Origin of the sequence: Sporomusa termitida (genome assembly GCF_007641255.1) — a bacterium.
Classification (GTDB): domain Bacteria; phylum Bacillota; class Negativicutes; order Sporomusales; family Sporomusaceae; genus Sporomusa; species Sporomusa termitida.
In genome coordinates, this window is the sequence record NZ_CP036259.1 from 501,656 (window position 1) to 526,440 (window position 24,785).

The 24,785-nt window shown below is 48.6% G+C and carries 19 protein-coding genes; 9 read left to right on the top strand and 10 right to left on the bottom strand.

Annotated features, from left to right (window positions below; genetic code table 11):
* Positions 1 to 86 precede the first annotated feature (86 nt).
* The 7 genes from SPTER_RS25820 to SPTER_RS02235 all read right to left on the bottom strand — a co-directional run bounded on the left by SPTER_RS25820 (position 87) and on the right by SPTER_RS02235 (position 6,983).
* On the bottom strand, positions 87 to 278 hold the full coding sequence (locus SPTER_RS25820) for a hypothetical protein (RefSeq protein ID WP_425474341.1): 192 nt from the start codon (positions 276 to 278) through the stop codon (positions 87 to 89).
* Positions 257 to 1,093, bottom strand: coding sequence for an ABC transporter ATP-binding protein (locus SPTER_RS02210; RefSeq protein WP_425474342.1), 837 nt, complete (start codon positions 1,091 to 1,093; stop codon positions 257 to 259). Before SPTER_RS02210 ends, SPTER_RS25820 begins: the two co-directional genes overlap by 22 nt.
* Before the next feature lie 7 nt (positions 1,094 to 1,100).
* Complete coding sequence (locus SPTER_RS02215; RefSeq protein WP_144348861.1) at positions 1,101 to 2,138, bottom strand: FecCD family ABC transporter permease; 1,038 nt, start codon at positions 2,136 to 2,138, stop codon at positions 1,101 to 1,103.
* Positions 2,138 to 3,190: a FecCD family ABC transporter permease gene (locus SPTER_RS02220; RefSeq protein WP_144348862.1), complete on the bottom strand. Its 1,053-nt coding sequence runs from the start codon at positions 3,188 to 3,190 to the stop codon at positions 2,138 to 2,140. The genes SPTER_RS02215 and SPTER_RS02220 overlap by 1 nt, the downstream gene beginning before the upstream one ends.
* Before the next feature lie 23 nt (positions 3,191 to 3,213).
* Complete coding sequence (locus SPTER_RS02225) at positions 3,214 to 4,938, bottom strand: ABC transporter ATP-binding protein (RefSeq protein WP_246105444.1); 1,725 nt, start codon at positions 4,936 to 4,938, stop codon at positions 3,214 to 3,216.
* Between the two features lie 143 nt (positions 4,939 to 5,081).
* Positions 5,082 to 6,050 carry an ABC transporter substrate-binding protein gene (locus SPTER_RS02230; protein WP_144348863.1) on the bottom strand — a complete coding sequence of 323 codons (969 nt, stop codon included), beginning with the start codon at positions 6,048 to 6,050 and terminating at the stop codon, positions 5,082 to 5,084.
* A gap of 102 nt (positions 6,051 to 6,152) precedes the next feature.
* Positions 6,153 to 6,983: an AraC family transcriptional regulator gene (locus tag SPTER_RS02235; protein ID WP_144348864.1), complete on the bottom strand. Its 831-nt coding sequence runs from the start codon at positions 6,981 to 6,983 to the stop codon at positions 6,153 to 6,155.
* 290 nt (positions 6,984 to 7,273) lie between these two features.
* Between SPTER_RS02235 and SPTER_RS02240 the strand changes: the two genes are divergently transcribed.
* Together SPTER_RS02240 and SPTER_RS24500 are read left to right on the top strand one after the other, a co-directional pair.
* Positions 7,274 to 9,490, top strand: a complete 2,217-nt coding sequence (locus tag SPTER_RS02240; RefSeq protein WP_144348865.1) for a TonB-dependent receptor — start codon at positions 7,274 to 7,276, stop codon at positions 9,488 to 9,490.
* Positions 9,491 to 9,615: 125 nt separating this feature from the next.
* The gene (locus tag SPTER_RS24500) at positions 9,616 to 9,759 is read left to right on the top strand and encodes a hypothetical protein (protein WP_170233069.1); all 144 of its coding nucleotides are present in this window, start codon (positions 9,616 to 9,618) and stop codon (positions 9,757 to 9,759) included.
* Between the two features lie 518 nt (positions 9,760 to 10,277).
* Here SPTER_RS24500 and SPTER_RS02245 read toward each other — a convergent pair.
* Positions 10,278 to 11,087: a hypothetical protein gene (locus tag SPTER_RS02245; protein WP_144348866.1), complete on the bottom strand. Its 810-nt coding sequence runs from the start codon at positions 11,085 to 11,087 to the stop codon at positions 10,278 to 10,280.
* 498 nt (positions 11,088 to 11,585) lie between these two features.
* Here SPTER_RS02245 and gcvT point away from each other — a divergent pair, with 498 nt between their 5' ends.
* Positions 11,586 to 14,228 carry a glycine cleavage system aminomethyltransferase GcvT gene (gene gcvT, locus SPTER_RS02255; protein WP_211367398.1) on the top strand — a complete coding sequence of 881 codons (2,643 nt, stop codon included), beginning with the start codon at positions 11,586 to 11,588 and terminating at the stop codon, positions 14,226 to 14,228.
* Between the two features lie 440 nt (positions 14,229 to 14,668).
* Here the strand turns inward: gcvT and SPTER_RS25180 are convergent, their stop codons facing one another.
* The gene (locus SPTER_RS25180; protein WP_144348867.1) at positions 14,669 to 15,010 is read right to left on the bottom strand and encodes a hypothetical protein; all 342 of its coding nucleotides are present in this window, start codon (positions 15,008 to 15,010) and stop codon (positions 14,669 to 14,671) included.
* 162 nt (positions 15,011 to 15,172) lie between these two features.
* Here SPTER_RS25180 and SPTER_RS02270 point away from each other — a divergent pair, with 162 nt between their 5' ends.
* From SPTER_RS02270 to SPTER_RS02280, 3 genes are read left to right on the top strand one after another with little or no spacing between them, the layout of a single operon-like run.
* Positions 15,173 to 15,553, top strand: coding sequence for a hypothetical protein (locus SPTER_RS02270; RefSeq protein ID WP_170233070.1), 381 nt, complete (start codon positions 15,173 to 15,175; stop codon positions 15,551 to 15,553).
* A 35-nt stretch (positions 15,554 to 15,588) separates the two neighbouring features.
* A complete protein-coding gene (locus tag SPTER_RS02275) occupies positions 15,589 to 16,368 on the top strand; it encodes a hypothetical protein (protein WP_144348869.1) in 780 nt (259 codons plus the stop codon).
* A gap of 16 nt (positions 16,369 to 16,384) precedes the next feature.
* A complete protein-coding gene (locus tag SPTER_RS02280) occupies positions 16,385 to 16,843 on the top strand; it encodes a hypothetical protein (protein ID WP_144348870.1) in 459 nt (152 codons plus the stop codon).
* 162 nt (positions 16,844 to 17,005) lie between these two features.
* On the opposite strand, the gene SPTER_RS02285 is transcribed toward SPTER_RS02280, so the two are convergent.
* Positions 17,006 to 19,288, bottom strand: a complete 2,283-nt coding sequence (locus tag SPTER_RS02285) for a cation:proton antiporter domain-containing protein (RefSeq protein WP_144348871.1) — start codon at positions 19,286 to 19,288, stop codon at positions 17,006 to 17,008.
* Positions 19,289 to 19,759: 471 nt separating this feature from the next.
* Between SPTER_RS02285 and SPTER_RS02290 the strand changes: the two genes are divergently transcribed.
* The 3 genes from SPTER_RS02290 (at position 19,760) to SPTER_RS02300 (ending at position 24,588) form a co-directional block, all read left to right on the top strand.
* On the top strand, positions 19,760 to 23,125 hold the full coding sequence (locus tag SPTER_RS02290; RefSeq protein WP_144348872.1) for a UvrD-helicase domain-containing protein: 3,366 nt from the start codon (positions 19,760 to 19,762) through the stop codon (positions 23,123 to 23,125).
* Positions 23,126 to 23,522: 397 nt separating this feature from the next.
* Positions 23,523 to 24,074 carry a TetR/AcrR family transcriptional regulator gene (locus tag SPTER_RS02295; protein WP_246105445.1) on the top strand — a complete coding sequence of 184 codons (552 nt, stop codon included), beginning with the start codon at positions 23,523 to 23,525 and terminating at the stop codon, positions 24,072 to 24,074.
* Positions 24,075 to 24,207: 133 nt separating this feature from the next.
* Entirely contained in the window at positions 24,208 to 24,588 is a 381-nt protein-coding gene (locus tag SPTER_RS02300; RefSeq protein WP_144352704.1) for a hypothetical protein, read from the top strand.
* The last annotated feature ends 197 nt before the right edge of the window (positions 24,589 to 24,785 follow it).

The following is a 24,785-nucleotide window of genomic DNA, read 5'->3' on the forward strand; positions in this document are numbered from 1 at the left end:
ACACGAACGAAGCCGGACAACCAGGCTTCGTTTTCTTTATTTTCATTTTATTGGGCAGGCCGTCTCGGAACAAATCCTTTGGTATGTCAGAGGGACAGGTTCATTGACACGAAGAGAAGTGAAATGATTAGAAGATTGACTGTGGCGAAGGACCTGTCCCTCTGACACCTCGTGACGGTCAGCCCCATTGTCGCCGATACATTGGATATGATGATGGATTTTCCGATGCCGCCCTTGCCGTAAATCGCAATTTTCTTCATCCACACACTTTCTCGCATATATCGCAGCTATCCTCGACCGGCCGGATCAGGTCGTAGGAAACACAGGTGGGGCGGCCCGTGCGCGTTTCCTTCACGATTTCCGCGTCGATGTGGAAGGTTTCGCGGAGAACCTCTGTAGTCATGACTTCCTCCGGCGTACCGTGCTTGATAATGTCACCGCAGCGTAGGGCAATCATGTAATCCGCAAAACGGGCGGCCAAATTAAGGTCATGCAGTACCATCACAATCGTGCAGCTTTGCTCCCGGTTCAGGCGGTAGAGCAATTCCAGAACCTCTAATTGATAAGCCAGATCAAGATAGGTCGTCGGCTCGTCCAGCAGGATCAGGTCAGTCTGCTGGGCAAGGGCCATTGCAATCCACACCCGCTGCCGCTGGCCGCCGGAGAGATTGTCCACCGCCGTGGTTTCAAACTCGACGAGGCGCGTTACCGCCAGCGCCCACTGGATAATTTCCTTATCCTCGGGTTTCAGCTTCCCCAAGCCCCGCTGATGGGGGAAACGCCCGTAAGCCACAAGCTCGCCCACGGTCAGCCCTGCCGGGGCCTGCGGGGATTGAGGAAGGATGGCCATCTTCTGCGCCACCTCTTTCGTTGTCAGGCGGCGGATATTATCTCCATTCAGGTACACCATGCCGCCCTTGGGTTTTAAGATTCGGCCCGCAGCCTTTAATACGGTGGATTTCCCGCAGCCATTCGGCCCGATGATGGCCGTAATTTTCCCCTTTGGGATTTGCATATCCAGATCGTCCACCACAAGGTTTTCATCGTAGGCGACGGCTAAGTTTTCTGTTGCAATACTGTGCATGTTCATCATCCTTTCGTTACTGCCTGCTCTTTGCCAACAGGTAGAGGAAATACGGTGCGCCGATGATGGCTACCATGATGCCGGTGGGTATCTCAGAGGGCTGCACGATCACCCGCGCGATGGTGTCTGCTACCGCTACCAGCACCGCGCCCGTTAGGGCGCAGGCGGGCAGCAAAATGGCATGCTTAGGCCCTACCAGCCGTCGCGCCAGATGGGGTGCGATCAGCCCCACAAAGCTGATGCTGCCGCTCACCGCCACGCAGGAGGCGGCAAGGGCAACAGACGCCGCCAGCAGCCCGCGCCGTTCACGTTCCACCGACGCACCTAAGCTGTACGCCACGTCATCGCCCATGTTCAGCACGTCCAAAACACGGGCCTTGTACATTACATAGGGAATCAGGAGCAGCAGCCACGGAAGTAACGCCAACACGAATTTCCAGTTTGAACCCCAAATGCTGCCCGCCTGCCATGTCGCCACGAAGGTAAACTGCGTTTCGTCCAGTTTCACGACCAGCAAGGTAGTCAGGGCAGAAATACCGGCCTGTAGCGCCACGCCGGTCAAGATCAGACGCAGGGGAGCGATGCCCTCACCCTTCTTGAAAGCCAGCGCATAAATCAAAATGGCCGTCACGCCCGCGCCTGCCAATGCCAGAAAAGGTAAGGTAAAGACCGAGAGAAAGGACTGAGCGCCGAAAAACATCACATACAGGATGACCGTAAGCCCGGCGCCCGCGTTGATACCGAGCAAGCCGGGGTCGGCCAGCGCGTTCTTTGAAACACCCTGGATGATACAGCCGGAGAGCGCCAACCCTGCGCCAACGAGGATAGAAACAACAATGCGGGGCAGCCGGAAATCGAACAAAATCAGGTTTTCTTTAGCCGTGCCGCCACCGAACAGGGTGCGCAGGGTATCCGGCGGAGTGAGCTTCGTATATCCTGTATTCATGCTGATCATAAAGGAAATCACAAGCAAAGCCGCACATCCGGTGACGATGGCCGTGTTTCGGATGGCGATTTTTCTTTTATACGCTTCGTTTTTCTGCCGTATGTCCATTACAACGCCCTCTTTTGCTTGCGGGATAGATATAAAAAGAAGGGCACGCCGACCAGCGCAGTCAATACACCGATGGGCGTTTCAAAGGGCGGGTTGAGCATTCTCGCACCCAAATCCGCCGCAACCATCAAAAGTGCCCCCAGTACCGCCGAGGACGGTATGATCCAGCGGTAATCCACCCCCACAAGGGATCTTGCCAGATGGGGAATAATCAGGCCTACAAAGCCCACCGCGCCCACCACGGATACCGAAGCCCCCGCCAGTATCAGAACAATGAGAGAGCAAAGGGCGTTGACTATGGCCGTATTGAGCCCCAAGCCCTTGGCCACGTCTTCGCCCAGACTTAACAGAGAAATGGAACGAGAGAGAGCAATCGCCCCCAGCAAAGCGGCGAGTATCCACGGCGTCATAATTTTGATTTGCTCCCAATTGGAACCGGCCATGCCGCCTGCCGTCCAAAACATGAGGTCCTGAGCCACAGCGAAATACAGTGCGATGCCCTGACTGAACGCCGCCAGCAGCGCGCTGACCGCAGCGCCCGCCAGAACCAGGCGCATCGGTGTTGCGCCGCCACGCCGCCGGGATGCGATGCCATTGACCAGCCCCGCCCCCAATGCAGATCCTGAAAAGGAGAATAGGATAATCTGCATATACCCCATGCCGGGAAAAAACGCAAAGCAGATGGACAGGGCGAAGCCCGCCCCGGCATTTAGCCCTAACAGCCCGGAATCAGCCATCGGATTTCGGGTCGTTCCCTGCATAATGGCCCCGGCCACGGCAAAGGCCGCGCCCACAAGGGCGCTGGCGATGACCCGGGGCAGACGCAGGTCAACCACGATCAGCTGCCGGGTGTTCTCCGCATCAAAGCGGAACAGGGCGTCCCACACTGAGGAAAGCGGAATTCCCGCCGCGCCCTTGGTAATCGAAAAGGCCATGAGCAGGACCAACAGCCCGCCGCCGCATAGGATAATAAGCCACGCCGCCCAAGCGCGGTCTTTTTTCTTTTGTTCTATATCCTGAACCGGCTGTACCGCTTCTTTTGGCTGATTCATGTTTTTGGTTTGCCTCCTCGACCCTACGCTCCGGCCTGCCCCCGATGCAGGCGGCTGTATATCCCGCCTTGTTGCAATAGTTGTTCGTGACTGCCTTGTTCCATGATGCCGCTTTCCGTCAATACAACGATGCGGTCGGCGTTGCGCACCGTCGCCAGCCGGTGGGCGATAACCAGTGTCGTGCGTCCCTTGGACAGCTCAGCCAGCGATTGCTGGATTGCCGCCTCGGTCTGGGTATCCAGCGCGGAAGTGGCCTCGTCCAAAATGAGAATGGGCGGGTTCTTCAAGAACATCCGGGCAATGGAAAGCCGCTGCTTCTGCCCGCCGGAGAGCTTCACTCCGCGCTCCCCGATGATGGTGTCAAGCCCGTCCGGTTGCTCCCGGATGAACGCGTCAAGCTGGGCTCGCCGGGCTGCCGCCCATATCTCCTGCTCCGTGGCGTCCAGCTTGCCGAACTGGATGTTTTCCCGGACCGTACCGGCAAACAGGAAAACGTCCTGCTGCACCACACCGATCTGCCGTCGCAGGGAATACAGCGTCATATCCCGGATATCCATGCCGTCGATGGCAATGTGCCCGGCCTCTGGTTCGTAGAAGCGGGGCAGCAGGCTGCACAGGGTGGTTTTACCCGAACCGGAGGCTCCCACAAAGGCGACCGTTTCACCGGCGCAGACGGACAAATTGATATTCTCCAGCACGGCCTGTCCCTGGTTATAGCCGAAGGTAATGTTTTCATATCTGATATCGCCCCGCAGAGAGCTCACCTCTACAGCACCGGCAGCATCCTTGATTTCCGGCTCGGTGTCCATGATTTCAAGGAAATTCTTAAAACCCGCCATGCCGTTGGGAAAGCGGACGGAAAAGGCGGCCAGCATCTGAACGGGCGTCACCATCACAGTTGCCAGCAGGATGAAGCTGAACAGCCCGCCGCTGCTCATGCCTCCGTTTAAGGTAAACCAGCTCCCTCCCAGCAGGGCCAGAACCGGCAGCAGGTTGATGAAAATATAGGTAACGGCCTCATTTTTGGCAGTATTCTTGAAACCCTCGATTTTCGCCTCACAGAATTTTTGGTTGTCCTTCATAAACAGCTTTCTCTGATAATTTTCGTTGGCAAACGCCTGCACCACGCGGATACCGCCGATGCCGTCCTCCAGCCGGGATATAAAGCCCCCAATGGCTCCGAACATACGCCCTCTGGCCGCCACCAGCCTTTGCATAAAGTAGATGTTCATGGCCAGCAGCATCAGGACAAAGACACCCAGTAAAAGCGCAAGCTGCCAGTTGGCGCAAAACATCAGGAACAGGGAGCCGATCAGGGTAAATACCGCAATCAGGAAATGCTCCGGCCCGTAGTGGGCCATGTTTCCCACATCCAGCAAATCATTGGAAATCCGGGAAGCAAGCTGCCCTGTCTTATGATTATCAAAAAAGCGGAAGGAAAGCTTCTGCATGTGGGTATAAAGCTCCGTGCGCAGGTCAGTTTCGATATACAGGCCCAGCCGCTCCCCCCAATAGTCCACCACATATTTGAGGGCGGTATTGACCAGGTAGACGCCCGCAAGTGCGGCGCAGGAAGATAAAATCAAGCCCCAGTTTCCGGCGGGCAGGAGGGTGTCCACGATGCGACTCACTGTGAAGGGAAAAAGCAGCCCCAGCAGAGCCGCCGCCACCGCACAGAACAAATCCAGAAAAAACAAGCCTTTGTAGGGGCGGTAGTATTTTAGAAAGCGTTTCATGTTTTTAACCATTTTACCTCTCCTTTCAGCGGCAGTAGAGTAATTTGGGCAATAAGAAACCAGGCGCAGGCCGCGCCCGGCTAAAGGGCAGAGATATATAATGTTCTTTTGCGCAATTCTGTCCATCTATGCAGCACTTAGGGTTACCTTGACGCCTAATGCAAGACAACACTGTCCGCAATCGTTTCAATCGCCAGTTTTATACCCAGCGGCGAGCCCGTCATGCAAGCGGGGTCAAGGAAATACGCATTTCCTGCTTGCACGGCTTTTAACGATTTCCAGATATTCGAATCTGCGGTGCCCGCCTCCAAAAAAGTTGGTTCATAGCCTGTTTTCTCCGAGCCGAGCTTACCAATAATAAAGATGTAATCAGGGTCGAACTCCGCTAATGACTCCAGCGCTATCTGCCCAAATTCCTCCGGGCTTCCAGCCGGCGCCGTCAGACCAAGTCCGGTTTCATCGTCAAAGAAAACCTGCTGCCTGGTTACCTTTGTACCAATAGCGCCAAAGGTGTTTTTGCCAAGGTCAAAAGCAATAAAGAAGGTTTTGTCTTTATATTCGGACAGTTTTTCTCTGGCATCCGTCATTAAGGCATCCACGTCGGCGATATATTGCTCTGCCTCTTTCTCAGCACCCAGGCATTCTGCATAGTCGTACAGATTGGCTGCCCAGTCTTCGCTGTTAAACAAAACGGTAGGCGCTATTTTACTAAGATCATCATAAGCCCCGGTATGTGTCGCCGTACCAATAATCAAATCGGGAGCAACTTCCAGTATTCGCTCCAAATTAGGTTTTGACGGATCCCCTACGTCAATGATTTCAATTTTATCCGCATACCGTTCGAGTGTTTCAAATCCGCGCATTGCCGTGTGGGCCAGCGCCGCCCCAACCGGGGGGTGACCGAGCACAATAAGGGTTTCAATGTGGCCGTAATACAGCACCACGACTCGTTCGGGCTTTTCTGCAAGCGTAATGCGATGCCCGTAATCATCCTCCACTGTTCTGGGCCACGCCGCTTCCCCGGCGGCGCCGCTTGTGCTATCCTTCGCAGGCGCCCCGGCACAGCCTGCCAGAAGCCCTGTCAATAATGCGATTGCGACTAAAAGTCCCAGCGATCTTTTCATTGTTCATTCCTCTTATATCGATTAGTTAGTCTTATCGAACTCAGCATCGGTAAGTATAACAAAGCACGCCGGGCAAGTAAATGGACTTTTTTCGGCTCGAAGCTATACTTTTCCCGCTTTCGCTTCTACCCGAAAATCCGTCGGTGAAATCCCTGCAATTTTCTTGAATATTCGGCTGAAATAATAGGAATCAATATAGCCTACGCACTCCGCCACCTGCATAACAGGGCAGTTGCTTATTCTCAAAAGCTCCTTGGAACGCTCGATACGAAGATCGGTCAAATAACGGATCGGTGGCATACCGATATGTCTTTGGAACAGCTCTGCAAACCGTTTCCCATCCATGCCATATTGCGCGGCAAGCTGAGCAATAGTAAACTGTCGTGAATAATTTTCCTGAATAAAAGCAACGGCATCATCGATTAGTTCGCCGACGTTGTCCCGGTGCTCCCTTTTTGCCGACACAACGATTTCTTCAATCAGATGATAAAACAGGGAGCGGCGATGCAGAGCCGCCTGCCCGCCCTGTGTGGCATCGCTCACCAGCAACTGCAGCATCATGTTCATTAAGCGGGGATTCGTCCCCACAGGAATATTGAAATGCCTGTGATAATAGGGAAAGGAAGCGTATTCGTGCTCCGGGATCTTATAGTGAACCAATGCGTAACGCCAAGTTTTGTTTCCAATCACCTCTTTGTCCAAGCGCATATCCGGCCCGGCATGAATGACCATACCGGGCGTCATCACATAAGGCGTACCGTTGAACGTAAAGCAGGCGCTTCCCTCAATAGGAATGATAATACCGCCTGCTTTGGGGTATGTACGCCACCCTTCGCCCTTAAGCCCACTCGGAACGGCATCAGAAACTGTATCAAAAAATGATATTGTTGCCTTAGAATAATAGTCCATGAGTTCATTTGCGTTAATTTTCATGCTTTCCCCCTGCGAAACAGATTTACGCCGCGCTTCAGGTTATTGAACGGTCAAAGACCCGGGAAAAATCCAGGTGTTTCAGACAGATATCCATTTACTTAAATTTTATTGCTTGCTATGCTGTAACCATTAGTTTTTTTGATATTGATAATCATTATTATATCAAAAAAAAGCCATTATTTAAAAGTATTGCCAAATTTTTGTGTTATAGCGCAATGACCAAACGGTCCTGTGGCTGGAAGCAGCCAGGCAGACAATGTATTTCCACCAACAGAAGGAGTTGACACAGCATGAAGAAAAAATTGTCCCCCGCCAGAAAGCGTCTGCTTTACGCCCTGATCGGCAGCAGCCTGTTCTGGCACACGCCGGTAACCTATGCCGAGGATACGGCGGCAACGGCCGCAGCTGCCGGTGAGACGGATAGCAAACCGGATTCTGCCGCTCAGCGTGAATTCACCCTGGAAAAGATTGAAGTGACCGCCGGCAGGGATACTCTGCCCCCGCCCTACGCCGGCGGCCAGGTGGCCCGGGGCGGCAACGTTGGCATTCTGGGCAACAGGGATTTCATGGACACGCCCTTCAGCATCACCAGTTATACCGTCCAGACTATGGAAGATCAGCAGGCCAGTACCTTGTACGACGTGCTCAGCAACGATTCCTCCATCAGGTTCACCACCTCCAACGGACATTTTGTCGAAAATTATAAGATCCGCGGATTCGATGTAAGTTATCAGCATCTTTATTTTAACGGCATGCAGGGTTTGGCACACTTCGATCATATTCCGGTTGAATTTCTGGAACGGGTGGAGGTGCTCAAAGGACCCAGTTCCTTTCTCTACGGCGGCGTGAACACCTCGGTGGGCGGCGCTATCAACCTGGTGCCCAAGCGCGCCGGGGAGGAAGACTTTGCTTCTTTTACTGCCGATTATACCTCCTCGTCTCAGTTAGGCGGCCATCTTGACCTAGGGCGCCGCTTCGGCAAAAATAAAGAATTCGGTGTCCGCTTCAACGGCGTATATGCGGACGGCGACACCGAAACCGACGGACAGTCTAAGAAACGTCAGTTGGGCGCCCTGGGGCTGGATTACCGTCACGACAGATGGCGTTTATCCCTGGATGCCTTCAGTTCTGAGGAATCGTTTGACAACGGCTCCGTTGCCATGTATGGTCTAGCCGGCGGCTACGTGAAGGCGCCGGACGCTTCCGCCAACCCCTTTCCAGGCATCTATGGCAAAGGCCGGAATAATGGTTTTCTTTTTAAAAGCGAATACGACGTTAGTGACAATGTAACCGCTTATGCCAGTATGGGCAAACTGGCAAACAGGGGAACCGGTTTTCTCTCCGGCACTAACGTCGTCGGTTTCAAGTCAAATGGCGACGGCACGATCAGTATGCTTAAGCAAAACTGGTGGCAAGACAGCGTTGCGGCCGAACTGGGCTTGCGCGGCAACTATCGGACCGGCGCGGTTAACCATCAACTGGCCGTAGGCTACAATGCTATGGATACGGAATCCGCCTTTGCCTGGAACCGGATAACCGGCATTGCGACAAATATTTATAACCCCACATCTCTCGCGTCCTATCTAGCCGCACTGCCGACCCCGTCCAAGTCGGCGAAAACCAGTGAAACCAATCTCTCCAGCCTGTTTATCGCCGACACGCTTGCTTTTAACGAGGAAAAAGTTCAGCTGACACTGGGGGTACGGCAGCAAAATGTGAAAACCAAAAGCTTCAACGCCACAACCGGCGCCGTGACTGCCAAGTATGATGAAGACGCCACCACGCCGGCAATCGGGCTGGTAGTCAAGCCGTGGGCCGCTCCGGTATCGCTGTATGCCAACTATATCGAAGGGCTGAGTCCGGGGTCGGAAGTAACCGATACGGAGGCAGATAACTACGGGGAAGTATTTGCGCCGTACAAGAGCAAACAATACGAAATCGGCGCAAAATGGGACCGTGGTACCTTCGCCAATACGCTGAGCTTTTATCAGATCGAAAAACCCAGTGTGATTACGCTTACCCGAAGTGATGGCAAGAAAATTGTCAGTGACGACGCGGAGCAGCGCAACCGCGGCATTGAATGGAACGCTTTTGGCGCAATCAATGACAAAGTGCGGCTGCTGGGCGGCATCGCCTATACGCGCGCCGAATATACCCGCGATGTAAGCACTAAGCAAGGCAATACACCGTGGGGCGTCCCCAAATATCAGGCCAATCTGGGCGTGGAATGGGATACTCCCTGGAATCCTGATTTAACCTTGAGTGTCCGGGCAATTTTCAGCAATTCCCAATATGTCGATTCCGCCAATACGGTAAAAATACCGAGCTGGGTGCGCTATGACATCGGCACGAAGTATAAAACCGTCATTAATAAAGTCCCGGTCACCTTCCGGGCCAGCGTGGAAAATGTGTTTGACAGGAATTATTGGAGCGGCTTATTTGCCGACGGGTATGCCACGGCAGGCGGGCCCCGCGCCTTTAAATTGTCAGCGTCCATGCAGTTGTAAGCAAAAGGGGGATCAGCCATAAATCCCCCATACATTTTGCTATTCAGATATTTCTTGAAAAAACTTACATTCCTTTCTCGTTTTTTGTGGTTATTAATTATGGGAGAAGCAGCAAAAAAGGTTATGTGCGAATATCTCATTGGAGCGACGTGACCACCGGTGAAGTTGGTTCGATGGTCAGAGAAGCAATAAAACGCGGTGAAGATACCATGGCGAAAGAAGCAAAAGCAAATAAGAACAATGCCCGGAACAAAATGTTCTGGGCATAATTCATATGGGGTTAAGTATGGATGGAATTTGGCTTACGTAACCTGCCAAATTTAAGGTATACCACCGAATTGCCGGATAACTTCGGTAGCGATGTTCATAAGTTTTGGGTTGGTACCAATCTGGATGTATTGGCGAAGGGCGGTAACGGCCTCTTGCGTGTGGCCAAGGGTTGCCAAAGCTAACCCATTAATAAACTACGCATCCGCGTACCGGGGGTCAATAGAAATGGCGGAAGAAGCAAAAGCAAATGGTGCTGTTCATCAGCATGCGGAATAAATGCAAGGTGTCGCGGAGCTTGTACTGAGCTTCGCGACACCTTGTTTATAATGGATGGTAGTCCGAATACCGAATAGGCTGCTGAGGTAGTTTATTTACCTTTGGGGCTGTTAAACTCCTATAGGGTAGTTAATTTGCAAATTTTATTATGCCATATCGGCTCATCGAACTCTGCAAGGCAAATCCGTCATCAATTGACTTTGGTCAGGATGACGGATTTTTTATTGAGTAGCTCTGACAGTTAATTCACAGCGCTTGTTGCATTCGAAGCCTTTACAACAATGCCTTGATCATCAAATTCTACCGTAGTACCAGCTTCATAAACTTTAATGCCGCCTGCTGACAAAATACTGCCTGCTGACAGCAGCTTGGTATTTTTGTTTAATGTGCCCTGGAGTACTTCGCCTTTCTCATTTAGACTAATTGCTTTACCAGCCTTAAATTCAACAAGCCCCGAGCAAGCCGAGTTATCTGTGTAGTTTTCAGTTAAAATTTGCAGCCACCCGACAGGCCGCAGATAGGAATCACTGGCCAAATTACACGTTGCTACCATCCCGTTTTTATGAAAACTTATCTCGCCACTAGATACAAGTATTTGATTTGTTTGATTTAGGGTGATACTTTCTTTAGAACCTTTAATTGTACCATTAATCACTTCACCCTTATCATTGAATGTAATTTTTGTGCCCCCCTTAAAGGGAAGAACCCTGTTTGTCGGTTCCTTAGTTGCATAAGAGTAAACATAGAATGGAACAGGCGTGTAGCCTGTCCTGACAGCAGCCTGCGATGTCCCGGTTTCATATGGCAAGCTTATATCTTCAGCTAATGTGCCCTCAAAAACCTCGCCATACTCGTTAAGCGTAACAACAGTTCCTTTCTTAAACTTGGGGATATTGGACCAGGTTGCCACTATAACCCCAGTCGGCGTTATTCTTGTATTCTCCGTTAAAGTTCTGGTATATTGCGCCGCCTCAACACTTGCAATATAACTGAAAAGTAAAAATGCACTAAGTATAATCCCGATTAAACCCTTTAGTAAAATTTTTTGCATATAAATCCCTCCATCATTTAGTACCATAAATTCCCTTTCGCTATATACCGCACGATCCCTTCCGCCTTATGCGGCTTTTTCTAACTGGCAACTCATTGGAGCGACGTAACCACCGGTGAAGCCGGTTCGATGGTCAGAGAAGCGATTAGGCGTGGTGAGCAGGCCATGGCCGAAGAAGCAAAAGTAAATGGTGCAGTTCATCAAACTGCAGAATAAATGAAAGATGTCTCGGGGCTTGTATTGAGCTTCGAGACATTTTGTTATATGGGTGGTCTTCTATTGGCTAAGTCTCTAGTTGGCTGAAATAATTCTGAGGAAGGATTAGACAGCTTTGAACTTAGTAAAGAATTTTGCTTATCCGGATAAAGGATTTTATTTCTGGAAGGAGAATACTCTCACCTAAATACCCCAATATTTACCATGTTTAGTAGTTATTTAGGTATGAAAACGCGGAGCTCATCGCCGGTTTTCTGCAGGAAAATGATGGAGGTTGATAATATGACAGCGTTAAAAAGGACAGTACTTTATGACAATCACCTAAAAGCAGGCGCAAAGCTGGTGGATTTCGGCGGCTGGGAGATGCCGATCAATTATAAAGCGGGAATCATCGAGGAACATATTTATACCCGAAAAAAGGCCGGCCTATTTGATGTGTCCCACATGGGAAGATTCGTTGTCGCCGGTAGGGAAGCTGTCGGTTTTCTCCAGTATGTTTTAACAAATAATGTGTTGGCCCTTGACCTGAAGCAGGCGCAGTATACCATAATTGCGAACGAGAACGGCGGCGCGGTGGATGATGCGTATCTTTACCGCTTTTATGAGGATGAGTATTTGCTTGTTGTCAATGCGGCCAACGCGGAGAAGGATTGGGAACACCTGCAACGGGAAATAGCCCAATTTGACGCAACGGTTACCGATAAGTCCGGCGAGCTGGTGATGATTTCCCTGCAGGGACCGGACTCGAAGAACATCCTCAGTAACCTGACCGGCAGCGTTTCGCTTACTGAACCGGTAAAGAACGCCCTGGAAATTCTAAAAATCGACGGGCAAGAAGTGCTTGTTGCCAGGACGGGTTATACCGGCGAGCCCTTAGGCTTTGAATTGTTTATTAACGCCTCTGCGGCTGCCGCTGTTTGGGAGACTCTGCTGGCGTACGGGGCCATGCCTATCGGTCTGGGCGCCAGGGATACACTGCGGCTTGAAGCCGGACTGCCTCTGTATGGACATGAATTGGGTTTAGGTCTTGACGGCAGGGAAATCCCGATTTTTTCGTGCCCTTTGGCTAAATTTGCCGTAAGCTTTGCGGCAGTCAAAGGCAATTATATCGGCAGAGAGGCTTTGGCCAAGCAATATGAAGGCTATAAAAAGATCATGGCCAGAGTTTATGCCGGCTTGGCGGCTTTGGCCAGAATTATAAAACCGATTGCTTTGCTTGATAAAGGGGTGGCCAGGGCCGGCTGCATGGTATTCCAGGGGGATAAGGAAATTGGCTACATAACAAGCGCCACCATGGTGCCTTATCTAAAGACCGAAGGCTATGGGCTGGCAAGCACAATTACCGGGGATAAAGCAACGAGAGCCATCGGCCTGGCCCTGCTTAACGGCGATGTAGAAGTGAACGACAAGGTGGCGGTAGAGATCAGAGGCAACAGGGTGCAGGCTGTTATCACGCCGTATCATCTCAAAAGCGATGCTCCGCCCTTTGCCAGGCCGATTATTTATGGCGTGGAAGCAGGCGGCACCTTCGACAGTCCGGCAGACTACAAGACCAAAGCGTTGCAGCTTATCGAAAAAAGCTGCCGCAATACTGCCTGGCGGCAGCAAGCAACCATTAACCTGATTCCTTCTGAACAGACCTCTTCGGCTGCTGTCAGACTGTTGTCGGTAATGGACCCTGCCTGCCGGTATGCGGAGCACAAGAAAACGAAATCGTTCTATGACTACGATGTTTTTTACTATCAAGGCACCGGTTTCATTAATGAGATCGAACAGTTATTAATGGCAGAACTAAGAAAATACCTCAATTGCACGGCGGTAGAAACAAGAGTTGTCAGCGGGCAGATGGCAAACGCGGCCGTTTTTAGTGCAATTATGGATTTTAAAAACCGGGTAAACAGAAAAAAGGACCCTTCCCGCCTGGGCTATGTACTGAACAATCACATCATCAGGGGCGGGCACCTGAGTGCCCAGCCGATGGGCGCTTTGCATGACTACATCGCCATTGATCCTGTTACCGAGAAAAACGCCGTTGTCAGTTTCCCGGTAGAAAAGGATAATAGTTTCAAAATTGATGTGGAGGCAACGAAAAAAGTCATCGAGAAATATAAACCGGAGCTGATCATTTTCGGCAAGAGCATGGTATTGCATAAAGAACCGGTAAGAGAAATCCGGCAGTTCATCGATGACCAGAACATCAATGCCGTGATCATGTATGACATGGCCCACGTGCTTGGCCTGGCCGGCGATTACTTCCAGAATCCCTTTGCCGAAGGGGCGGAAATTGTCACCGGTTCAACCCATAAGACCTTCTTCGGCACCCAAAGAGGCATCATTGCCGGTAATTACGACAAGGATGATTATAAATTCGGCTTATGGGAGACCATCGAAACCAGGGCTTTTCCCGGCAGCGTAAGCAATCACCACCTGGGTACTATGCTGGGGCTGTTGATGGCCGCCTATGAAATGAACAGCTTCAAAGATGAATATCAGCAGCATGTAATCCAAAATGCCAAGTATTTTGCAAAATGCCTTAAGCAGGCCGGCCTGGATGTTGCCGGTGATCCTTCCCTGTCTTACACGGAGACACATCAGGTCATTGTGAGGGTGGGATACGGCACCGGGCCGGAAATAGCAAACAGGCTGGAAAACAACAATATCATCGTCAACTATCAGGCTACACCCGAAGAAGAAGGCTTCTCGGCTGCCGGCGCCATCAGGCTCGGCGTTGCCGAAATGACGAGATTCGGCTTCGGGCACCAAGAGTTTGAACAGACGGCAGAATACATAGCGGACATCGTTCTAAAGAATAAAAACCTCAAGGAAGAAGTTGCAAAACTTAGGGGTAATTTTACCGACCTGAAATACTGCTTTACCGATGCGGATATTACGAAAAGCCTTGCAAACCTGATGTCCACTTTCTGAGGGAGAATTAAAATTCGGAGAAAACCCTGACAACTATCGAACATTCTTCTGGGGTTATGAGTGCTGGCATAATGAACCCCATAAGTTAATGCCCCCGAAAGTCTCGATATGAGACTTCGGGGGCATTCTTTGGTTATAGTTCTATCCCATGTCAGTGGTGACAGTAGGCAAGATCGTAAATAACGCCGAAACATCGTCAGCTTATCAGGCTTTAAAGTGGTGATAATTCAGGAAACTATTCATGTCTTCCATTGTCTTGATCTTCGGGTACTGGCTTGGTTGCTGCCGGCTGTAGCTTCGAAGAATAGTTAGCTGATTTGATTTCAGAAGGCGCGAGAAATTTTTCTTGCCACATTTGATAACCATATGCTAAAACACCATCGAAAGTAACAATTAACACGTTTAGTAAAGGAGTAATACCGACCTCGTGAAAAAGCCCTCTACTGCCAAGGAAATAGATATGAATTAAATATACGAATCCAAAGTTTAGTACTATATCTATTGCGATATAGCGCCAAAATCGGCCATATGAAAAATAGAAACAACCATATAGTAACGACGATATTTAATCCAAAAATAATATATGAAGATGTCCTTAGGGGATAAGCAGCTTCTTCATAAATAAACCACCCCAGATTTTCTCCTAATTCTACAGCTAATACACTCGTGAGCGCGGAGAATAAAGCAACAGGCATCCACCTTTTGATAGTTTCTTTCGGCATAAAGAATAAAGTTAACCAAGGTAAAATCAATAGCGACCATAAAAATGCTTGATTACTCATTATGCAGTCCCCCGAATTTTCTTTCTAAGTATATTATTTCTGGCTATGTGCTCTTTATGCTTTTGGGAATATTTACCTAAGATGGTCAAGACACTAGTGTGTAGGAAAAGGTTATTACAAATATCTCATTGGAGCGACGTTGCATCGGGTAAAGTTGGCTCCATGGTACGGGAAGCGATCAAACGCGGTGAACAGGCACTGGCCGAAGAGCTAAAGCAAATGGTGCGGCGCATCAGAATGCTAAATAGTAAAAAATGCCCCGAATTTTGTTACAGCAAAACTTCGGGGCATCTTTGTTGCATACCATTGCTGTCAGCAGACAGTATCCTGATAGTTTCAGTTCCTTTTCATGTGTTATTGACGTCCCAAGCCCTGCGTTCCATGCGTAAACCGGAACCTGTAAGGCAGGTAGCAATACCGAAGCCCGACAGAGGAAAGGAAAAACTTGGAGTACCGGCGGTAATCGACCGGGTGATCCGCAAGCTACCCATAGCTAGCCAATATTGTTTAAATTTTCAATTATTGGATATAATGGCTATATAACCCAAAAATAGAAACTACACGGGGTGGTGTTGTTTTTGAAGCTGGCAGATATTAGTCCGACAACTCTGACCCGACGGCCCAAAGCCTATTCTTATACCTATAATATCAGTTTGATACACCTCCGGAACCCGTGGGTGACCGCGTGGTGGTCGGCATCCTTCCCTGGTTTTGGCCATATATTTTTGGGCAGCTATATCAAAGGGTTTATGCTCGTTTTTTGGGAGATCATTATAAATACCACGTCCCACCTGAATCTTGCCATCTATTATACGTTTACAGGTCAGTTCCAAGCGGCAACACAGACACTTGACCAGCGGTGGCTGCTTCTCTATATCGGCGCCTATATTTACGCCATATGGGATGGATTTCGGAGCACAATAGAGCTAAATAAATGTGCCATTCTGGGGGAGCGCGAAGGCGCTCAACTCCTTCCTGCCCGGATGGGAGCCTTCGAAATCAATATTATGAGCAAACGAATTCCTCTCCTGGCAGCCTTTTGGTCGGCGACGATGCCCGGTCTGGGACACCTTTATACCCATCGTTTGCCTTCGGGGTTCTTTTTTTTCATTTGGTGGGTTGTCATATGTTATCAGTCACATGTACTGCCAGGAATACATCTTACGCTGACCGGTGACTTCGCAGCGGTGGCGCAGGCCGTCGATGTCCAGTGGCTGCTCTACTTGCCTTCCCTGTATCTGTTTGCCGCCTATAGCGCCTATAACCATACCGTTGAATTCAACAAGTTGTTCGACGCCGAACAAGCAAATTACTTGCAGCGTCGTTACCAGGACTCCCGCTTCGAGCTGCCGGTATGACTGCGAGGGGAACTGTATGCACATTTTTGCCATCTTTGACCACAACCTGTACATCGAGCTTGCCATCTCGGACCTTGAAATAAGAGGTATCGCCAGGGAGAAAATTTTAGCGGTGCCGCTTGAAAAGGAAACACGGGAGATGGCGGTTCTGGACACCATCCACCGGGCCGACGGGGTAAGTCTTATTGACGGTGGCGCGGTGCTGGGCACTATTCTCATGCTGCTGGGAACAATCTGGGGCTTTCATTGGTATTGGGGGCCGATTGTAGGCGGGCTTATCGGACTTGCCCTCGGAGTAGCAAGCGGGATCGGCCTTGACTGGGTAATGACCAAGAGACAAAATCGGCCGAGCAATTTGTCAAGGAAAGCGGAAGTCGTTTTAGTGGTGCACTGTACAGAAAGCGAAGCGGGAATGGTAAAAAAGACCTTAAAAGACCACTGTGCCATTGGTGTCGGCCTTATCCACCAAGGTTAGGCCCCATATCCGAAGCTGTGAATTAAAGCTTCTTCTCAGCGGCATAGGCGTGACAATTGTCTAAAAAGCAGACTTATTGGAATGAAATATTCAGTAAATTAAAGTATAAAAAACAGGGGAGCTTTGCAACGGCAAAGCCTCCTGTTTTTTTATAGTTTCCTGTTACAGCAGGTCGTCTTTAGCCAGCTGCCCGGCCATTCTCTGCGTACCTAAAATCCAGACCAAATCATTTTCTTGAATATACATATTAATATCCGGAGCCAAAATTGGGTAAAGATCTCTTTCTAAGCCAAGCAAAAACCCGCCCCACTCGCCTTTTATCTTAGAATCTTTAATCGCCACGCCGGCCAGGTCCGAATCTTTTTCAACGGTTACAGCATAGCAGAGCAGCTGGTCATCTTCTGCATAGGCTTCCTGGTTTTTGATAAACTCGCGCAACGTCGCATAACAGCCGTCTGCTTTTTTATCTAAATTCACCTGCGTCAAAATAGCAAAGGAGTCGAGCACCTTGTCGTTGCCGGCAACAAAAACAATATCATTTGCCCGGATATGTTCCGACCCTTCGGGAATATTAATATGTTTGCCACCCCGAATAATTTTAATAATTTTCAATTTTGAACGCTCGGTTCCCGGCAAATCGGCCAATGTTTTATCCAAAACAGCGATTTGGTCGGTGCAACGGAACTTACTTACGTGAATCCGCTCATCCAGCCAGCTATGGCCAATATTCTTGCCTTTTCTTTCCTCTAACTTTCGCTCATTAAAATTGGCCAGAAAACGCGCTTCAATTTTCAAGTAAGGAGCAATAAGCCAGTCTGAGCGGGCAATGAGAAATACCAGCCCTATCGCCACTATCAGGATATATAACTCAGAAAAATCAAGCATAATGGTAAAAGGCAGCATAATCAAGAACACTAATGTTCCCAGCCTCAATACAATCAGCATGATCAGCGGCAAATGGTTGGTGGCGCTTTTTAACCAAAGCGGAATAAAGTATTCATTCTTTTTAAATAAGCATGGCTTCAGAAATGGCGCCATCAATACCAAGGTAACCAGCGTCGCCAGCAATGCCGCAAGCCTAGCAGGCATATGCGCAGCCAAAAATGGTTCCAGCAACGAAGTCCCCGCCAAAATAATCCCCAGAATAATAACGGCATATAGTATCAAATTGGTAAAATATTTTTTAAAAAAGGCAACCCAATCGCTGTCTTTTTCTGTTTCCGACTGGTTTTCCGAGGTATGTCTGTTTAGATATTTGGAGACTTTTTTGGGGAGACATTTATCTAAATAAAGGTAGCTCCCCTCAGCCGCCCGGATGACAAACGGCGTGGTAAATGTCGTAATAACCGAAACGGAGACTACAATCGAATAGATATAATCGCTGATTACTCCCAGCGAGATGCCTAAAGCAGCGATTATAAATGAAAACTCGCCAATTTGTGCGAGTGAAAAACCGCAGAGTATAGATGTTTTTAATGATTGCCCCGAAAGCAGCACGCCTAATGTCGACATCATCGCCTTACCGAAAATAGTCGCGATTGTAATAACCACAATCGGCCCTGCGTACTTTACGATGAGCGACGGGTCGACCATCATACCGACCGAAATAAAAAATACGGCACCAAACAAATCTTTTATCGGTTTATTAATATACTCGATTTTTTCAGCATGAATAGTGCCTGCCAGCAATGAACCGGCCAAAAAAGATCCTAAAGCCGAAGAAAAACCAAGATGATTGGCTAAAAAAACCATGCCAAAACAAATGCCCAGCGACACAATTAAAAGTGTCTCGTCATTCATCAGTTTTTGCACATCTTTGAGTATTGTAGGCAAAAGATATATCCCGAGAATAAGCCAGAGGGCTAAATAAAAAATCATTTTTAGCAAGTGCCCAGCCAGCTCGCCGCCGGAAATTCCCTGGCTGACTGCAATCGTCGACAGCATGACCATCATAAAAATGCCGGCAATATCTTCAATAATTAATGTGCCAAATACCAGTTCAGTAAACTTTTTCCCTTTTAGGTCCAAATCTTCAAATGCTTTGATAATAATGGTTGTTGACGACATCGACAGCATGCCGCCGAGAAATACGCTGTTCATAACACTCCAGCCCATCAACTGGCCGCAGGCAAAACCAATTGCCAGCATTGAAACAACTTCTGTCATAGCTGTAATAATTGCCGTACCACCAACAGAAGCAAGTTTATGTAAGTTAAACTCCAATCCCAGTGAGAACATCAGAATAATGATACCGATTTCGCTCCAGGTACTAATACTTACCACATCGGTAACTGCCGGGACCAGCGTAAAATAAGGGCCTACCATAAAACCGGTAATAATATACCCTAAAACTAAAGGCTGCTGGAAGCGCTTAAATATGAGCGTCATAATTCCGGCTACCAGCAGCATGAGAGCTAAATCAGAAATAAGCTCAGGTATGTGCATGTCATACTCCTTTCAAATTAGTATATTGGGTAAACCAGCATAATTATCTTGGGCAGTATTGCCAAGATGATTATGGATTGGCATCTATAAAAATATATTTTACCATATTTCTCCTAAGAGTGCAAAAAAATAATCGGTTCCTAATCACGCCGAACACATGAAAGCGGTTGTCAAACGCGCAAATATGTTATGGTTCGGGGCGATGATAACAGGGGCCCGTTGTCGTCGTGATTTCCAGCCATGATGTTTGATATGATATTATCTGAATATAGCGGAACAACTGCATTTGCTGCTGGAGGAAGGACCGTATAGCCGAATTTTCCTGTCGAATTGTATTGATTTGGCAGGAATTTTGTATTTTGGATGAGAATGTAAAATTAGCTTTACTAAGAACATTTAGTGACAGACGCCAAGCGGGCCTGTAAAGCGCTGCGTGGCTGCAAAAATCCAAAGCAAACAGGTGGGATGATTATGTTTATCGCTGATTTTCATATACATTCGAAATACTCAAGAGCTACCAGTAAGGATTGCGTTGCCGAGGTCCTTGACTTTTGGGCGCGGCGTAAAGGGCTTCATGTTATCGGTACAGGTGATTTTACTCATTTCGCCTGGCGTGAGGAATTGAAAGAAAAGCTTGTTCCCGCAGGAGAAGGTCTGTATACCCTTAAAAATGAACTTCGCAAAGAAGCTAGAGTGGCCGGAGCAGCGTTTAAGCCTCAATTTATTGTTTCCGGTGAAATCAGCTCCATATACAAAAAGAACGGCAAAGTACGCAAGGTTCATAACCTGATCCTTCTGCCCGGCCTGGAGCAAGCTGAATTAATATCACGCAAGCTTGAGGCCATAGGCAATCTGCGGTCGGACGGCAGGCCGATCCTGGGGCTTGACAGCAGGGATCTGCTGGAGATCGTTCTTGAAAGCTGTCCGGAGGCTATCTTTATACCCGCGCACATATGGACCCCGCATTTCTCCCTCTATGGTGCCTATTCCGGGTTTGACGACATTGAGGAGTGTTTCGGTGACCTTACCGGTTATATTTATGCTCTCGAAACAGGCCTGTCTTCCGATCCGCTCATGAATTGGCGTCTTTCCGCTCTGGATAACTTTACATTGGTTTCCAACTCGGATGCCCATTCTCCGGCAAACCTGGCCAGAGAAGCCAATATTTTCGACACCGGGCTTTCGTATTCATGTATGTTGCAGGCATTAAAGAACCGCAGCACAAACGAGTTTTACGGTACAATCGAGTTTTTTCCGGAGGAAGGCAAATACCATTACGATGGGCACCGGTCCTGTAAGGTATGCTGGCAGCCTGCGGCTACAAAAGCTGCGGGCGGCATATGCCCGGTATGCGGCGGCAAACTTACCGTCGGCGTGCTGCACCGGGTGGAAGCCCTTGCCGACAGAGTAGCAGGCTTTATACCGCCGACGGCCAAACATTTTGAAAGTATTGTTCCGCTTGCTGAGATAATCGCTTCCTCCATCGGTTCGACTGTCAGCAGTATGAAAGTAAGGAAAAAATATGAACATCTGCTACAGTGTCTCGGCCCGGAGTTATTTATTCTCCGCGAGGCGCCGTTGCCTGATATTGAACTGGCGGCAGGTCCCTGTATTGGGGAAGGAATTCGCCGGCTGAGAGGCGGCAAGGTCGATATACAACCCGGTTTTGACGGCGAATACGGTAAAGTCAGAGTAATGAATAAAAATGAAATAGATATGTTTTCCGGGCAATTATGTTTTATGGATGATGAGTTTACAGCTGATAGGAATACTTGTGATAAAGAACCATTAACACCTACAGCTGTTGAAGAGATCCGAGCGCCGGTTTACATAGCGGAACCGGTGTGGGGGCCAGACGATGCCGGTCTGCCGGGAAAATGTGAAAACGCCGTAGAGACTGCTCCTGTGAGCTTTCCCTATGGATTGAATAAAGAACAATGGGAAGCTGTTTCAGCCGCCGGCCAGGCAATAGCGGTAATTGCCGGCCCTGGAACAGGAAAAACAAAAACGCTGGTATGCCGTATTGCCTATCTTATCGAACAATGTGGAATTCCCCCCTCACAGATCACCGCTGTTACTTTTACCAATAAAGCGGCACAGGAGATGCGTAACCGCCTCGAGCAGCATTTCGGGAACAAACGGACGGCCGGTGCTATGACTATCGGGACGTTCCACTCTATCTGCCTGCAAATGTTGTCCCAATGGCGGGGCAAAAATAACATAACAATTATTGATGAGTATAATGTTCGTTCGATTATTGGGGAAATAGTAAAAAGCATGAAGTTGGAGATTTCTCTGCGGGAGGCACTGAAAGGGATCTCGCTGCTTAAAAATGATGCCCTGCCGGCCGGCGATCCGAAAAAAGCGGAAAGCACGGCTGGGCTGTACGATGCATACTGTTCGCAGCTTAAGCGTTATGGGGTGATGGATTATGATGATATCCTTCTCGAAGTACTTCACCAATTTGAATGTGAGACCACTGCGGGCAGGCCCGGCCGAAACCAGGAAAATCCCTGTACATACCTGCTGGTAGATGAGTTTCAGGATATAAATGAGATTCAATACCGTTTGCTCATGCAATGGGGCAAGAAAAGCGAGAGTATCTTTATTATTGGTGACCCTGACCAGTCAATTTATGGTTTTAGGGGCTCGGATTTTCGCTATTTTGCAAGGTTTACCGAAGATTTTGCCGGCATCCGGCATGTCCGGCTGACGCAGAATTATCGTTCGACCCCTGAGATCATCGCTGCCGCCCAAGCGGTAATCGCCAAAAAGGTTGCAGGGGAGCAAGGCTGTTTCCTCAATCCAACCAAGGAAAGCGGCACTAAAGTACGTCTTATAGAAAGCAATGATGAATTTTCGGAGGCGATTTTTGTTGCCAAGGAAATAAACCATATGGTTGGCGGTATCGATATGCTTGATACGCAACCCCGGGCCGTATCCCGCAGAACCAGGCCTGTGGCCGGGCATTCCAGAGGCTTTGCCGATATCGCCATACTATATCGCACCAATCACCAGGCGGAAGTTCTGGAGCAGTGCTTGTTAAAAGAAGGTATTCCGTATACGGTTATCGGACGGGATGAGTTCCTTGCAGATCAGCTGGTGCGTGAGGCGATGGCGTTTTTTAAATATTTGCTTAACCCCGGGGATATTCCATCCCTATTGGTGTGTCTTAAAGCAAACAATATCTATTCGGCAGAACTGAATCTGAAAGTCCTGGATAGTTATGTTGCGGGTAAGAAAAGCATCGCATCCCTGGAAAAGCTTTTGGCAGAGACACCAATGCCGCTCAATAAACCGGGTGATCCCCGGGAATTTATAGAAATGCTAAGGAAATATGAAGCGATCATCCATAAAGAAAAACCCGGGAAAATTATCGATTCCTGGATTAGTGACAACAATTTATCAGGCATAAAGTGTATGGAACTGCTTTTACATACCGCGGTTACGCATAACGAAATCGCCTCTTTTATCCAAAACCTTGTGCTGGGCCGGGAAAGTGATGTTGTCCGCAGCGGGACCAAAGTTTATTCGCCGGATGCGGTTGCGTTAATGACAGTACATGCGGCAAAAGGTCTTGAATTTCCTGTAACGTTCATTTGCGGTGTAAATGATGGCTTGATTCCTTTACGGAGCGGCGTCCTGGACTCTGATGTGGAGGAAGAGAGGCGGATTTTCTATGTCGGGGTGACAAGGGCCAGGGATGAGCTTGTCCTGTTGACATCCCGCACCCCATCTCCTTTTATTGCCGACATAGCTGATGCTTTACTTATCAAAGAGAATGCTTGTAAGCAAAGACAAGTGGCCCGCTACAAACAGGCCGGCCTATTTGATTAAAGATTATTACCGCAAGTAGCTTTGGCGTGCAGGTAATCTGTTGCTAACTTTCATCGCACAATCTTTTCGGGAACGGGAACGTCGTAGTTATTGAGCGGGTGTGGAGCTTGCATTAATGGGTTAAACAGTCTTGCAACAAATAAGAAAAATTGGCGAGATATGCCCTGAAGTTCGTTATATTGAACTTCGGGCATTTTTTGTTGCAGTGCATAGCTGCTATTGACTGATGGAAACCCGGGATAATTACCCAATAGTATCGTTAACCTAACGGTTATTAAGAACAAATTCATTACAAGATATTGACATGGAAAGAAAATGCAGTTATCATTAGTACTATAAGAACTTTAACAGTACTCGGGGTATGGAATAAGGCGGTGTTTTTTTGCGTAATCGAATCATGATGGCCACAATTGAAGAAATCAATGAAAACGGCATCAAATTTACTATGGCCGAGCTGGCCAAGCGCCTGGCGGTTAGCAAAAGTACGTTATACGAACATTTTGCTTCCAAAGAAGAGTTGATTGGGACAATAGTCGACTCGCTCCTGGAAAATGTGCGCGACCAGGCTGAAAAAATACTTGACAGCGACCGGAATATCGAGGAAAAACTTAAAGAACTATTGTTAACTGAACCGAATCTAGGTGGCTTGATAAGCAGTAGGTTTGTTTTTGATTTGAAACGATATCTGCCGGAGGTATGGAAAAGATGTGATGAGTATCGCGAATACTCATGGCAACGTGTTGAAGCTCTTTTAGACCAAGGCATTACAACCGGATACTTTCGTCCCATTGATCTGGCTATTGCAAAAGTAATTTATAACGCTACTATAAATGAACTGCTGCATGAGAACTTTTTAATCCAGAACAACTTAACTGTTCTTGACACTATAAGAAGAGCGATGGATATCCTTTATTATGGAATGGTAGCTAGGGAAACTGAAAAGGATTAGCTTACCGTAAGCAACAAAGCGGTTTATCAAACTCGTTTAGGTATACCGGATTCAGTTGGCTTTGGGAACTTGGGATCGACCCCGGGAAAGTCCAATTATAATTTTAGTCAGGAAAATGAGGAGAGACAAAATTATGAACAGCTTAGCAAAGAAAGTTATTATTTATTCAATGGTAGGTATCATGCAAATAGGGTTTGGCGCATCTGTAATCGAAGCCGCACCAAGAGATAATGATCAACGCAATAAACAACGTTATGAAGACCGGGAGCATGACCGCGACCGCAACCGTGACCGTCAGCGGGAGCGTGAACAGCGGGAACAGCGGGAACGTGAGCGTGATGAGCGAATGCGTAAAGAAAATGAACGCCACGAGCGGGAAATGCGGCGGCGTCATCATGAAAGCAGAAGAGAATGGCATGAGCGGCAAGAGCGCGAAAGGGAACGTCATGACCGTGAATTACGTGGTATTGCAGCTATCCTGATTGGAATTGCAATTGGCTCGTCGAGCAAATAAAAGGGGTTTGGTTCGGGAGATCAAGTCGGGTGATGTTCGGAGTTTTTTATTGGACAATTTGGCGAAATTTAAAAATACCATGGAGGGATTCTGCCATAAATATTGATGTGGTTATTGATTGTGCGGGTGCACCTAATGTCCCGGAGGATTTCATGAATTATGCAAAACCAGGAGCCAAATTATCTTGTTGTGGGTGT

What these genes read in the sequence shown, in the direction of transcription:
- SPTER_RS25820 (WP_425474341.1), bottom strand. Translation starts at nt 278, where the DNA reads ATGCGAGAAAGTGTGTGGATGAAGAAAATTGCGATTTACGGCAAGGGC.
- SPTER_RS02210 (WP_425474342.1), bottom strand. Translation starts at nt 1,093, where the DNA reads ATGATGAACATGCACAGTATTGCAACAGAAAACTTAGCCGTCGCCTAC.
- SPTER_RS02215 (WP_144348861.1), bottom strand. Translation starts at nt 2,138, where the DNA reads ATGGACATACGGCAGAAAAACGAAGCGTATAAAAGAAAAATCGCCATC.
- SPTER_RS02220 (WP_144348862.1), bottom strand. Translation starts at nt 3,190, where the DNA reads ATGAATCAGCCAAAAGAAGCGGTACAGCCGGTTCAGGATATAGAACAA.
- SPTER_RS02225 (WP_246105444.1), bottom strand. Translation starts at nt 4,938, where the DNA reads ATGGTTAAAAACATGAAACGCTTTCTAAAATACTACCGCCCCTACAAA.
- SPTER_RS02230 (WP_144348863.1), bottom strand. Translation starts at nt 6,050, where the DNA reads ATGAAAAGATCGCTGGGACTTTTAGTCGCAATCGCATTATTGACAGGG.
- SPTER_RS02235 (WP_144348864.1), bottom strand. Translation starts at nt 6,983, where the DNA reads ATGAAAATTAACGCAAATGAACTCATGGACTATTATTCTAAGGCAACA.
- SPTER_RS02240 (WP_144348865.1), top strand. Translation starts at nt 7,274, where the DNA reads ATGAAGAAAAAATTGTCCCCCGCCAGAAAGCGTCTGCTTTACGCCCTG.
- SPTER_RS02245 (WP_144348866.1), bottom strand. Translation starts at nt 11,087, where the DNA reads ATGCAAAAAATTTTACTAAAGGGTTTAATCGGGATTATACTTAGTGCA.
- gcvT (WP_211367398.1), top strand. Translation starts at nt 11,586, where the DNA reads ATGACAGCGTTAAAAAGGACAGTACTTTATGACAATCACCTAAAAGCA.
- SPTER_RS25180 (WP_144348867.1), bottom strand. Translation starts at nt 15,010, where the DNA reads ATGAGTAATCAAGCATTTTTATGGTCGCTATTGATTTTACCTTGGTTA.
- SPTER_RS02270 (WP_170233070.1), top strand. Translation starts at nt 15,173, where the DNA reads ATGGTACGGGAAGCGATCAAACGCGGTGAACAGGCACTGGCCGAAGAG.
- SPTER_RS02280 (WP_144348870.1), top strand. Translation starts at nt 16,385, where the DNA reads ATGCACATTTTTGCCATCTTTGACCACAACCTGTACATCGAGCTTGCC.
- SPTER_RS02285 (WP_144348871.1), bottom strand. Translation starts at nt 19,288, where the DNA reads ATGCACATACCTGAGCTTATTTCTGATTTAGCTCTCATGCTGCTGGTA.
- SPTER_RS02290 (WP_144348872.1), top strand. Translation starts at nt 19,760, where the DNA reads ATGTTTATCGCTGATTTTCATATACATTCGAAATACTCAAGAGCTACC.
- SPTER_RS02295 (WP_246105445.1), top strand. Translation starts at nt 23,523, where the DNA reads ATGATGGCCACAATTGAAGAAATCAATGAAAACGGCATCAAATTTACT.
- SPTER_RS02300 (WP_144352704.1), top strand. Translation starts at nt 24,208, where the DNA reads ATGAACAGCTTAGCAAAGAAAGTTATTATTTATTCAATGGTAGGTATC.